Genomic DNA, 12,563 nt, shown 5'->3' with positions numbered 1-12,563 from the left:
AAGTAGGTAAGACCCCAGGAAGATGACCTGGTCGATCGGCCCGAGATGTACACGCCGTGAGGCGTTCAGTCGACGGGTACGAATCGGTCGAGGACTTGACCTTATGCGTGAGTTGATTTCCTTTGTGTGGTTTTCAAGGAACAATAAAATCCATGGCGAAGGCCATGGATTTTTGTTATGAGGGATAAAATTCGACGATAACTTAAGGATGCAATAGAATAGTTCAACATAAATCAGTTAACAATGCGTAAAGGAATCATGGATGGGAAAAATAAGCCTGATTACTCAGCAAAAGGAAGGGGAGCATCATTGCTCCCCTTTTTTACACGGAACGGGGAAGGAAAATCACTGCTCATCCCCGAATTAATCTAATTTGAGGTGATTACATGCCAATTCGAGGATTAATGGAAGGGGCCATGCTTTCGGCGTTGACAGCAGTGCTCGCTCTCCTGGGGATCTATATTGTTCCCTTATCCTTAATCACAAACTTGGTATGGACCATTCCCATCGTAGTGGCCATCGTCCGGCATGGATGGAAAATCGGCATCATGTGCCTGGGCGCAGCCACAGTACTCATTGCCCTTTTTGCCGGACTGCCAGCAGCGATCATTATGGCGCTGCATTTTGGCGGGTTAGCTATTCTCTACGGTATTGCTTTCCGCCATTCCTGGTCTACCTTTAAATCGGTTGGGCTTGGTACTTTTGTGGTGTTGATTTCAACGATCAGCGTATTTTATGTCCTCATGCTCTTGGCCGGTTTGACGCCGGAATCCTTTCAGCAGGAGTTAGGCAATGCCGTCAACTATGCCATCGAGTCCTATCGTTCGGCAGGTTTACTTGAACTCTATGCGGAGCAAGGAATCACTGAGGAAGCGTTACGCAACCAGTTCAACAGTTGGATTCAAATGTTTCGAAACACACTGCCGAGTCTAGTCGTGATGGCCTCTTTACTGGCGGCTTCCACCAATCTATTCCTGGCGAGACTGATCTTAAAACGATTGCAACTGCCAGTAACGACTCTGCCAGCCTTTCGTGAGTGGCGCCTTCCTTGGGAGACCGTCTGGGTTGTTAACGTGGGGCTAGCCGCTGCTTTGGCCGGTGATTACTGGGGCATCTCCTGGTTATACTTGCTGGGAATCAACGTTCTCTATGTTATTATGCCGATCCTGCTTGTCCTCGGCTTTTCCGTTATTTCCTATGCCTTAGACAAATTTACACTGTCCCCTTTTCTACTGTTTGTTCTCGCGGTGACCATACTTCTTTATTTACAACACATTCTCGTCCTGATCATGGTATTCGGCCTCTTTGACCTGATTTTTGATTACCGGTCAAAGATGGACAAATTTACGAGCGCCTAAAGCGCTGAGTGGGGGAAGAGCGATGCTTCCCGAAGTGAAAAAACGCCTGTCCTTCTGGCTTATGACGCTCCCGGCTGTGCTGACGGCGGGTCTCCTCGTCACGCTCTTATCATCGATCCATCGATGGTTGGCTGGACTGGTGACGGTCCTGTTGATGGCGGTACTTTTTGTTGCCATAGAGTACTACTATCGTTCCCGCCTCCAGGCGGAACAGAAAGTCACCCAACTGGAGGAGCAGTTGGACTCTGCAGAATCGGATTTGCTTACCCATCTTCCGCTCGGCATCGTGTTGATCGATTCAGGCGGTATCATGGTCTGGCACAACCCGGAGTTTGCTCGCATGCTGGGAAGGGCAGGCTACCGCTTCAAGGGTAAAATACGTAGTCATCTACCAGAATTGCACTTTAAAAAGAACTCTGCTTTTAGCGAAATGGTCTCATCTCGGCTGGTCATCCGGGATCGACAGATCAAAGTGACCTTGCGACAAGGTCCGGAAGAGGGCCGGCGCTTGCTCATTTTTGATGACGTGACCGATTACGAACAACGATCCAGTCGGGAAGAGGGACCGGTCATCGGCATCTGCATCATCGATAACTTTGACGAAGCGATCGCCCCACTAGAAGACGAAGACAAATCGGCAGTCATTGCTGAAGTGGATAAGCTTCTCAGCGAATGGGCCATGGGACTGGAAGGTTTTCTGCGCAAAATTGGCGAAGATCGCTATGTATTGCTGATCAATGGCATCGGTTTGCGCCTTTGTCAGGCTCATAATTTCGAAATCTTGGATCGGATCCGTTCCATTGACCAGGGGAACCGCCTCCCGGTAACCTTGAGCATCGGATTAGGAGCCGGAGAAGAATCGATGCTCGATTTGGGACGCCTAGCCCGTACGGGCGTCGACTTAGCCTTGGAACGGGGAGGCGACCAAGTGGTCGTCAAATCGGCCGACCGGGTGCATTTTTACGGAGGAAATACGGAGGCCGTAGAAAAGCGCACTCGTGTACGAACTCGGGTCATCGCCAAATCTCTCCGGAATTTAATTCAAAACGCTGAAAATGTCGTCATCATCGGTCATGCCTTTGCCGACTTGGATACGGCAGGCTCGGCCATCGGCTTATCGCAAGCCGTATTGAAATTGGACAAACCGGTATCGATTGTCTTAGATGCCCGAGGTGGAGCTATCGACCGGCTCATGGACATTGTCCGCAGCAACAGCGATCTGGAGCGAATCATCGTACCTTTACAAGATGCCCATGTTCTTGTGACCGAGCGGACCCTAGTGATCATCGTCGACACCCATAAACCTTCTCTGCTTCCCGATAAGAGCATTCTCGATGAGGCGAAGAATGTGGTCGTCATCGACCATCACCGCCGGGGAGAAGAATTTATCGAGAAAACAAGTCTCGTTTATTTAGAGGCTTATGCCTCCTCGACTTGTGAACTTGTAGCGGAGATCTTGCAATACTTAGGCGATGATGTAGAACTGGGCCGAATCGCTGCATCGGCGCTGTTGGCGGGGATTACTGTCGATACCAAACATTTTGTATTCATGACCGGCGCCCGAACCTTTGAGGCCGCTTCTTATCTGCGCCGTTCTGGGGCAGATCCGCAACTGGTCCAAGAAATTTTGCGAGATCCGATGGATACGGTGGTCCGCCGTGCCGCCATCATTCAAAACGCGGAAATTCACTTTGGGACCATCGCGATCGGCATGCAGGAAGAAAACGTACCCCGTTCTGCCGTCATTTCAGCTCAGGCTGCCGATATATTGTTAGATACAGAAGGGATTCAAGCTTCCTTTGTCCTCAGACCATATGTGCAAGGAACAGCCATTTCCGCTCGATCCCATGGGGAGGTCAATGTTCATGCGATTTTGGAAAGCATGGGTGGTGGGGGCCATCTCACCATCGCCGGTGCTCAGTTGAGCGACCTTACCCCACAGGAAGCCAAAGAAAAATTGTTGATCGTCATTTCTGATTATCTGCAGCGCAACAAACAGGCAACTTCAAAAGAATCTTAACTGTGAATATGTACAAGTGATATAAGGAGGACGTTTCCATGAAAATCATCTTAAATGCCGATGTAAAAGGACATGGAAAAAAAGGCGATCTGGTCAATGTGGCTGACGGCTACTACCGAAACTTCATCCTTCCTCGGGCTCTGGGTGTAGAGGCTACTTCGGCTAACATCAAAAACTTAGAGCGGCTCAAAGCGAACGAAGCGAAGAAAAAAGAGCAAGAACTGCAAGAAGCCAAAGAGCTGGGGGCCAAGATGAGCGGCCTGACTGTTACCGTTAAGACGAAGTGCGGTGAAGGCGGCAAACTCTTCGGAGCTGTAACCAACAAGGAAATTGCTGAGGCCATGGAAAAACAGCATGGTTTGAAAGTAGATAAACGCAAATACGAGCTGAAACAGCCCATCAAGTCGCTGGGCCATTACACCATCACCGTTAAAATTCACCCCTCCGTTTCGGCGGAACTTAAAGTGGAGGTCATCAACGAATAACTATCTTGACGTACTATTGAAACCTGCTCGTCTGTCTCGTATCGGCAATAGTGCGTGACGACGATTCACCCCGGTAACGGGGGTTTTTTTTCGCGGGAAGGAGAAACAACAGAGTAGATGAAAAAAATTATGGACACTCTGGCGCTGAACAGGCTATCCCGCCTAATGGGGAAGAAGTCAGAAGAAGAGATGCTGGAACGTCAAGTGGATGCCTTGTTTGGCATGTTGTCAGACATTTATGGTGCAGACAAGCTTGTCTTGCGGGCCAGTAAGCTGGAGATATTGACACAGATGCGATCCACCCAGTTAGAAGAGCGTGTCTGGGCTCTCCAAAAGCTCGTCTTGACAGGCCCCTTACCCCAAAAAGCGCCGACGATGAAGGACATCCCCGATATCCTTCAAGACGTAGAAGAAGAAATTGCTAGCATCATCGCCCGCCGTTCCGTTGAAGACAAGCTCGAAAAGCTTGTGGCCGACAAGATGCAAGAGCGACACGAAGAATACATGCGTGAAATCAAGATGCAGGTGATCAAGGAAAACGGCGGACCGGAAAACGCCCAGACCTTAAAGCGCTTGGCCATCTTGGAGAAGATGAACGCCAACCGCCTGTCCCGTTCAGCCATGGAAGTGCTGCGTCCACAGAAGATATCGGAAGTGGTCGGGCAGGAACGGGCGATTCAAGCCATCTTGTCCAAGCTGGCTTCCCCCTATCCGCAGCATATCCTCTGTTACGGTCCTCCTGGCGTCGGTAAAACAACAGCGGCCCGATTAGCCTTCTCGGCGGCTAAGGAACGAACGGTCAGCCCTTTCAAAAGTGATGCGCCATTTGTGGAAGTGGACGGCACCACCCTGCGTTGGGATCCGAGGGAGGTGACCAATCCGCTCCTTGGATCGGTCCATGACCCCATCTACCAAGGAGCCCGCCGGGACCTGGCTGATACAGGCATCCCTGAACCGAAGCTCGGCCTCGTCAGCGACGCCCACAGCGGTGTCCTTTTTATCGATGAAATCGGCGAAATGGATCCCATGCTGCTCAACAAGCTCTTAAAGGTACTCGAAGATAAACGGGTCTCCTTTGAATCGGCTTATTATGATCCCCATGATCCCAATGTCCCCCAATGGATCAAAAAAATCTTCGAAGAGGGAGCACCAGCCGATTTTATCCTCGTCGGGGCGACAACCCGCTCTCCTGCTGACATCAACCCGGCTCTGCGTTCCCGCTGTGCCGAAATTTTCTTCGAACCGCTCACACCAGTCGACATTCAAGCGATCATCGAAAACGCCGGCCGGAAACTCAGCGTGACCCTGGATCCCGATGTAGCCGAGATCATCGCCGAATATACCATTGAAGGCCGTAAAGCGGTGAATATCTTAGCGGATGCTTATGGATTGGCTTTGTACTGTCAAGATGAGCTTACCCGTAAGAGTGCTGCAGAAGTTGCTGCCACGCAAGAGAGCCTGAATACTCCGAAAGAAGACGATTCCTCCATTTCAATCCATGTCACCCGGGACGATGTGCTGGAAGTGTTGCGAACAGCTCGGCTCAGTCCCTACGTGATTCAAAAAGGTGAACATAAAGCGGAAGTGGGCCGGGTATTCGGCCTCGGTGTGACCGGATTTGTGGGATCGGTGATCGAGATCGAAGCGGTCGCCTTCCCGGCGTCCAATGAAGGCAAAGGCAGCATCCGCTTTAACGATACGGCCGGAAGCATGGCAAAAGACTCTGTCTTCAACGCGGCCTCTGTGTTCCGCCAGCTTACCGGCAAAGAACTAGCCGATTACGATATCCATGTGAACGTCGTCGGTGGTGGCAATATTGATGGTCCTTCCGCAGGTATGGCCATTTTCCTCGCCATGTACTCAGCCGTCATGGAGATCCCTCTCTGGCAGGATGTCGCGATCACCGGCGAAATCTCTTTACGGGGACAAGCCAAAGCGGTCGGCGGCATCTTTGAAAAAATCTACGGCGCCCGCCAGGCAGGCATCCGCCGGGTCATCTTGCCGAAAGAGAACGAAAAAGATATTCCTTCCGGTCTTCATGGGATTGAAGTCATCACCGTACGAACCATCATGGAAGCAAAGGAACTGATTCAGGCTGGAGCGAACAGTCCGTCGTCGAACAAGAACAGTGAACGAATCGGCAACGCCTCTTGAATCAGGGGATTTCGCGAAAGCAGCTTCTTAGTCTATCGTTGATCGTCAGATTCGTATCGATTTTCCATTCTTCAACAATAAATCCGCTGGATTGACGGATTTCTTGTCTCATTGCACAATAGAGATAGCGTCCTGACCCGGGTCTCCTGGACCCGGGTTTCCTGTCTTCTACATGCGGAGGGAGATGCGGAGGTGCCATGAGCAGCCTGTTTGATCGTTTGCCCCCCCAGAACATCGAAGCGGAGCAGTCTGTACTCGGCTCCATGCTTCTCGATGGGGATGCCGTCTATAAAGCGACAGAACTCTTAAAACCGGAAGACTTTTATAAAGAAGCCCACCAGATCATCTTTCGGACCTTGCTCACCTTATCTCAGCGAGGGGAACCGGTCGATCTGATCACCTTGACGGAGGAACTGCGGCAGACTGGCAATCTCGAGCGGGTTGGGAGCATTCCCTATCTGATCGAATTAGGAAACGTCGTACCGACAGCGGCCAACGTGGAACACTACAGCCGCATCGTGTCGGAAAAATCGCTCCTTCGCCAAGTCATCCGTGCCTCCACGAAGATCACCCAAAAAGGCTATGATGCGACCGATGAAGTCGATCAGATCCTCGATGAAGCGGAACAGGCCTTTCTAGAAATCGCCCAGCGTCAAACTCGTGACGGGATGGTTTCGCTGCGGGAAGTCCTCGTCAACACACTAGACCATATCGAACACCTCTACAGTCGTAAAAGTGAGGTCACCGGCGTGGCGACCCACTTCCGGGAGTTGGACCGGATGACATCGGGACTACAGCCCTCCGATATGGTTATCGTTGCCGCCCGTCCAGCCATGGGGAAAACAGCCTTTTGCTTAAACATCGCCCAAAACGCAGCCGTTCGAGATAAAGTCCCCGTTGCCGTCTTCAGCCTGGAAATGTCGCGGGAACAGCTGGTCCAGCGGATGTTGGCGTCAGAAGCTCTCATCGACCAGCAGCGACTGCGGACAGGGGACTTGAGTGAACAGGATTGGGATACGCTGACCCGAGCCATCACGCCCCTTTCAGACGCGCCCATTTACATCGATGACACGGCCGGTATCACCGTCATGGAGATGCGGGCCAAGTGCCGGCGGTTGAAGACGGAAAAAGGACTCGGTTTGATCATCATCGATTACATACAACTCATGCAGGGTGCCGGGAAGCGCTCCGAGAACCGGCAGCAAGAAATCTCAGAAATCTCTCGATCCTTAAAAGCCTTAGCCCGGGAGCTCAATGTTCCGGTCGTGGGACTTTCCCAGCTCTCCCGTTCTGTAGAACAGACGACCGATAAAAAGCCGAACTTGAGCCACTTGCGCGAATCAGGTGCCTTGGAGCAGGACGCCGACATGGTCATGTTCATCTACCGGGAAGAATACTACATGCCCGAAACGGAGAAAAAAGGCATCGCCGAAATCATCATCGCCAAGCACCGGAACGGCCCCGTCGGATCGATTGAACTGGGCTTCTTGAAAGAGTTTACGAAGTTCGTAAACCGCGATTACCGGTAACCGATACGGTTGTATGAAAAAAGTTATCCACAGAAAAAGGGTTGGGCCGTTACTGGCACCAACCCTTTCTGTTGTTTATGAAAAACTATTTTTTATGAACAACTATTCTCGTCATAGCTTGTGATCGAACGGTTCAGGAACGTTTGATGGGACTAATTATCCACGGCTTATCCACAATCTATACACAGAAGTCTTCATCCGGTTCACAAGACCATTTTCAGCAGTTGGCAGTTGTCCACATGCATGGTCGGCATATTCACATCACATTTCGGAATAAATCCCTACGGAGAGTAATGAAAAAAGTCTAGCGGACGGAGCTGTATAAACGTTGCTTTTGCGAGGGAAAGAGCTGGCGAATCTTATGTACGCACTCAAGACAGACGAAACAGATCAGAAAAGTGGCTACAGAAAGGAGGCCAAACTTCAGACCGATAGGGATAGCGATTGGTTTCATCAGGTAGACCAGCGGCAACAGGACAGGCATATGAAAATAATAGATTCCGTAGGAGTTTGCCGCCAAACGTCGCCAGAGGTAAGCATCACTGTTGACAAACTGTTGAAAAAGAGCCAAGCAGGCAAAAAACATGGTCATGCAAAAGGCAGCATGGAGAAATCCGAGTCCCGCTTTAGGCAAGATATCAGTAGCATTCGTAAAGGAGAGGCGATAACCTAGGAAGACAATACCGCTGACGACGGCAGCTACGCTCCAACCGAGCGGCGACGGTTGGTAACCGGAGGAGGTAAACCACCAGCGTCTCCAGGCGTAGGCACCCAAAAGGAAATAACAGACGTAAATACCGATGCGTGTCGGCTGTAAGAGAAATAGGTAATGCACGTTGACCCACGCATCGGCGTGGTAAAAGAGATTTCCTACAAAAAAGGCCCCCGTCGTCAGAATAAGAAAGACGATAAACAGCAGCGGGGACGGATATGTTCTATCGCCTTTTTCGAAGGATCCCGGCATCACCAGATAAGCCAAGGTGAGCAGCAAGAAGAATAGACTGAGAACTCCTAAGAACCAGTAGTGGGCATGTTGGAAGTAGGGGCCCCAAAAAGGGCCGAACCAAAAGCTCAAGTAGTCGGGCGGCGTATCAGACCGGCTGAAGATGATCATGTATGATATAAAAGGAGCCAAAAAGAGGACACCGAAAATCCAGGGCAAAAAGATCCGTCGAATTTTGTCCGACCAAAAATGGAGCGGGCCTTTTCCGATCAGCGTGGGGAGCACAAAGTAACCGGCTGAGAAGAACATGGTCGGCATGATGAACACGTCTGTCAACAAGACAAAAAGGTCGAAGAACAGATTCCGTTGCTCATCGACCACATACCACCACTCCGGAGCGTAGACCATATAGGACATGGCCGTATGGAGCAAGATGACAAAGAAGATGACAAACACACGCAAGTTATCGATGAAATAGAGCCGTTCTCGAAAAGGTCGCAAAGGTATTCCCTCCTCATATCTGGTAAAATTCTTACATATATTGAAAAAAGGTAAGACCTCTTCCCATAATAAATGAAAAATAGCGCGTTCACAATAGTGCAAATAATTGTGTACTCAATTACAATAGGAAATAGGCCAACCACGACGAGGTAGACGACCCGTTGACGATAAGGTTGCTGAAGTTTGTTTTTAGATTTGTTTTAGAATGGAGAGGAAAAGGGAATGGATGAAAAACCGCGTAAGGTATTGCAGTTGATCGACCACGATTTTGAAGATTTAGAACTATGGTATCCGGTGCTCCGTTTGCGGGAAGCCGGACTGACCGTTCACCTAGCCGGGGAAAAGGCGAATGAGAAATATATCGGCAAATATGGTGTGCCGGCCTTGTCCGATGTTTCTTTTAATGACGTGAATGCCGATGAGTATGATGCGTTGCTCGTACCCGGTGGCTGGGCTCCGGACAAACTGCGCCGTTTTCCGGCCGTATTGGCAATCGTCCGCTCCATGGATGAACAGAAAAAGCCCATCGGGCAGATTTGTCATGCCGGCTGGGTCTTGATTTCGGCGAAGATTTTACAAGGTAAAAAGGTCACCAGTACCCCCGGCATTCGAGATGACATGGAAAATGCCGGAGCCACTTGGTTGGACGTGCCGGCCGTGATCGACGGACATCTCGTGTCTTCTCGCCGTCCGCCGGATTTGCCCGAGTATATGCAAGCGTTCCTATCGGTCTTAAAAAGCTAATTTTCTACAAAAAGTGGGTGGCTTAGAAGCCTTACGGAAGGCTTCGGCGATGTTCATCACTCCCGATATTCATCATTCCCGAAGATATCTAGTGAACCAGCAAGGGTACCATTGAAAAACTGGTTATCGACCTTTTGCGGTAGATTGTGTACGGTAGCATATAATGTGTGAAAGAAAAAGTCGCCTTTTCCACCAGGGAAAACCCAGGTTGGAAGGCGACTTTTTTAATCTCATTCGACGAGTATTTTTAACTCTTGATATACTCATACCCGTTGACAAGCACTTCGATTTCGCCGGTATAAGGATTAAACATAAGGCCGTGAATCGGCACATCTTTGGGGATGAGCGGATTATTTCGGATTTTGCTTACGACTTCCTTCACGTTTTCACAGGGTTGATGGAACCGGTCCAGCCAGGACTCCAGTTCATATTCCACCATGTGTAAGGCTTCAGGAGAGATGCCGCGGGCAAGCATTTTTTGCTTGAGGCCTTCGGCAGTACTGTTGGCCACACCGCAGTCGAGATGGCCGATGACCATGACTTCTTCTACATTCAACTCGAAGATGCCCACGACAAGACTGCGGATGGTCGCCTCGAAAGGCCCCGTCACCGAGTTGCCGGCATTCTTAATGACCTTAGCTTCCCCTCGCCGGATACCCATGGCCGGTTCTAGAAAATCGACGAGACGAGTGTCCATACAGGTGAAAATAGCCAGTCCCCGGCTCGGTGTTTTGCCCACGTAATCTTCTGTGCTTTGTTGAAACTCCTTAGGAAGTCGCTGGACAAAAGCTTTGTTAGCGGCAAGGACTTGTTCGAGTCGATTCATTGATACCACTCCTTGAAGGAAAACTACCAACATATAACGACTATTGCATAGAGAATGAAGACGAAGTAGATGATGAAAATGATTAAAATGTGTCGCCTAATGGTCTTTTTGACTAATTCGCGCTTTAGAGGGGAATTCCTTTTTTCGCCGTAAGATGGTTATTATTGACTTGGAGGTCTTGTTTTGATAACATAGATAGGGCTATCCTTGCCTTGGGCAAGGTTTTTTTACTGTATGCTTAACCCAGAGGAATGGGGATATTTTTACGAAGTGGGGGTACCAGTATGTCATCGGTCGTAGTTGTTGGCGCCCAGTGGGGCGACGAAGGGAAAGGCAAAATCACCGACTATCTGGCCCAGAACGCCGACCTGGTGGTACGCTATCAGGGGGGCAACAACGCAGGACATACCGTCATGGTCGAGGGGAAGGAGTACAAACTCCACCTCATTCCCTCAGGGATCCTCTACGGAGACAAGATCTGCATTATCGGCAATGGAGTCGTCGTCGATCCCGGTGTCTTGCTGAAAGAATTGAACTACCTGGAAAGCATGGGCATCTCCACCGATAATTTGCGCATATCCAGTCGGGCTCATGTAATCATGCCCTACCACCGGAAGCTCGATGAAGTGGAAGAAGAGAGCAGAGGCAACGCCAAAATCGGCACCACCAAGCGGGGGATTGGTCCTTGCTACGTGGACAAGTTCGCCCGCGTCGGCATCCGCATGATCGATCTGATGGATCCGGAAGAATTCCGGGAAAAACTGACTCAGAATGTGGCCGCGAAAAACATTCTCTTCGAAAAGGTCTATGGTACTTCTGGGGTCGATGTTGAAGAAATTTTCACAGAATACCAGGCCTACGCAGATCAACTGCGTAAATATGTGACAGATACGTCCGTACTTATCGAAGAAGCTCGTCTCGCCGGCAAGAATGTGCTCTTTGAAGGTGCCCAGGGCACGCTGCTCGATATTGACCACGGAACCTACCCCTTTGTCACCTCGTCCCATCCCATCGCCGGGGAAGCCTGTACTGGCGCTGGTGTGGGTCCGACGACGATCAACAAAGTTATCGGTGTGGTCAAGGCCTACACGACCCGTGTCGGTGAAGGACCCTTCCCGACGGAACTCAATGACGAAGTGGGCGAACAAATTCGCAAAGCCGGTCATGAATTCGGTACGACTACAGGCCGTCCTCGCCGTTGCGGTTGGTTTGATGCCGTTATCCTTTGCTTCTCCGTTCGGGTCAGCGGGCTGACTTCCATGGCCATCACGAAACTGGATGTATTAGATGAACTTCCGACCGTGAAAATCTGTGTCGGCTATAAATATCAAGGTGAAGTAATTCAACATTTCCCGGACAGCTTGAAGAAACTGGCCGATTGCGAGCCTGTCTATGAAGAAATGCCCGGCTGGATGACGAACACGACCGGTTGCCGCTCTCTCGAAGAACTGCCTGAGAAAGCCCGGAACTATGTAAAACGTCTGGAAGAACTCTGCGGCTGCCCGGCCTCTATTTTGGCTGTTGGCCCGGACCGGGAGCAGACGATCGTCCTTGAATCGGCTTATTAATCGGGGTTTGTTAAATATAGTAAAAGTACACTGCAACCACTCAAAAGTAGTCGCCCTGTACGATTGATATTGCGGATACCATTGGAGCTCTAACCTTGTAGTATGAATGCAGCATTCCGTTAAGGGATTGCTGCATTCTCTGTTTCTTGGAACCGGTTACATAGATCCCAAAATAATTTAGAAAAAATGCATTGACACGTAATACATGTTTTTGTATACTACAAATCGTGTCAGGCGCTCGTTAGACAAGCAAGCGAACGTAAGGCAGAATGAACTGATCCATTAGCTCAGTTGGTAGAGCACCTGACTTTTAATCAGGGTGTCGCTGGTTCGAGTCCAGCATGGATCACCATGTAATATGGCCCGTTGGTCAAGCGGTCTAAGACACCGCCCTTTCACGGCGGTTACAGGGGTTCGAATCCCCTACGGGTCACC

At 50.2% G+C, this 12,563-nt stretch carries 9 protein-coding genes, 2 tRNA genes and 1 rRNA gene; 10 read left to right on the top strand and 2 right to left on the bottom strand.

Annotation, left to right across the window (positions count from 1 at the left end; translation table 11 throughout):
• The 6 genes from GJ688_RS18310 to dnaB all read left to right on the top strand — a co-directional run.
• Positions 1 to 103, top strand: a 23S ribosomal RNA gene (locus GJ688_RS18310); the annotation flags it as partial.
• A gap of 283 nt (positions 104 to 386) precedes the next feature.
• On the top strand, positions 387 to 1,358 hold the full coding sequence (locus GJ688_RS18305) for a YybS family protein (protein WP_155477961.1): 972 nt from the start codon (positions 387 to 389) through the stop codon (positions 1,356 to 1,358).
• 22 nt (positions 1,359 to 1,380) lie between these two features.
• Positions 1,381 to 3,378 carry a DHH family phosphoesterase gene (locus GJ688_RS18300; RefSeq protein WP_155477960.1) on the top strand — a complete coding sequence of 666 codons (1,998 nt, stop codon included), beginning with the start codon at positions 1,381 to 1,383 and terminating at the stop codon, positions 3,376 to 3,378.
• A gap of 38 nt (positions 3,379 to 3,416) precedes the next feature.
• Positions 3,417 to 3,863 carry a 50S ribosomal protein L9 gene (gene rplI / locus GJ688_RS18295; protein ID WP_155477959.1) on the top strand — a complete coding sequence of 149 codons (447 nt, stop codon included), beginning with the start codon at positions 3,417 to 3,419 and terminating at the stop codon, positions 3,861 to 3,863.
• A 117-nt stretch (positions 3,864 to 3,980) separates the two neighbouring features.
• Positions 3,981 to 6,017, top strand: a complete 2,037-nt coding sequence (lonC, locus tag GJ688_RS18290) for a Lon family ATP-dependent protease (protein WP_155477958.1) — start codon at positions 3,981 to 3,983, stop codon at positions 6,015 to 6,017.
• Between the two features lie 197 nt (positions 6,018 to 6,214).
• On the top strand, positions 6,215 to 7,546 hold the full coding sequence (gene dnaB, locus GJ688_RS18285; RefSeq protein ID WP_155477957.1) for a replicative DNA helicase: 1,332 nt from the start codon (positions 6,215 to 6,217) through the stop codon (positions 7,544 to 7,546).
• A gap of 304 nt (positions 7,547 to 7,850) precedes the next feature.
• Here dnaB and GJ688_RS18280 read toward each other — a convergent pair whose 3' ends face one another.
• The gene (locus tag GJ688_RS18280; RefSeq protein WP_170292144.1) at positions 7,851 to 8,990 is read right to left on the bottom strand and encodes an acyltransferase family protein; all 1,140 of its coding nucleotides are present in this window, start codon (positions 8,988 to 8,990) and stop codon (positions 7,851 to 7,853) included.
• Between the two features lie 222 nt (positions 8,991 to 9,212).
• Here GJ688_RS18280 and GJ688_RS18275 point away from each other — a divergent pair, with 222 nt between their 5' ends.
• Complete coding sequence (locus GJ688_RS18275; RefSeq protein ID WP_155477955.1) at positions 9,213 to 9,734, top strand: type 1 glutamine amidotransferase domain-containing protein; 522 nt, start codon at positions 9,213 to 9,215, stop codon at positions 9,732 to 9,734.
• Positions 9,735 to 9,981: 247 nt separating this feature from the next.
• Here GJ688_RS18275 and GJ688_RS18270 read toward each other — a convergent pair whose 3' ends face one another.
• The gene (locus GJ688_RS18270) at positions 9,982 to 10,560 is read right to left on the bottom strand and encodes a beta-class carbonic anhydrase (protein WP_155477954.1); all 579 of its coding nucleotides are present in this window, start codon (positions 10,558 to 10,560) and stop codon (positions 9,982 to 9,984) included.
• Positions 10,561 to 10,844: 284 nt separating this feature from the next.
• Here GJ688_RS18270 and GJ688_RS18265 point away from each other — a divergent pair, with 284 nt between their 5' ends.
• The 3 genes from GJ688_RS18265 to GJ688_RS18255 all read left to right on the top strand — a co-directional run bounded on the left by GJ688_RS18265 (position 10,845) and on the right by GJ688_RS18255 (position 12,561).
• A complete protein-coding gene (locus GJ688_RS18265) occupies positions 10,845 to 12,128 on the top strand; it encodes an adenylosuccinate synthase (protein WP_155477953.1) in 1,284 nt (427 codons plus the stop codon).
• Between the two features lie 276 nt (positions 12,129 to 12,404).
• A tRNA-Lys gene (locus GJ688_RS18260) sits at positions 12,405 to 12,480 on the top strand.
• 8 nt (positions 12,481 to 12,488) lie between these two features.
• Positions 12,489 to 12,561: transfer RNA gene (locus GJ688_RS18255), tRNA-Glu, on the top strand.
• The last annotated feature ends 2 nt before the right edge of the window (positions 12,562 to 12,563 follow it).

The sequence above is a fragment of the Heliobacterium mobile genome, assembly GCF_009720735.1.
Lineage (GTDB): Bacteria > Bacillota > Desulfitobacteriia > Heliobacteriales > Heliobacteriaceae > Heliobacterium > Heliobacterium mobile.
The sequence above is the reverse complement of the archived record's forward strand: the minus strand, read 5'-3'. Positions and strand labels throughout refer to the sequence as shown.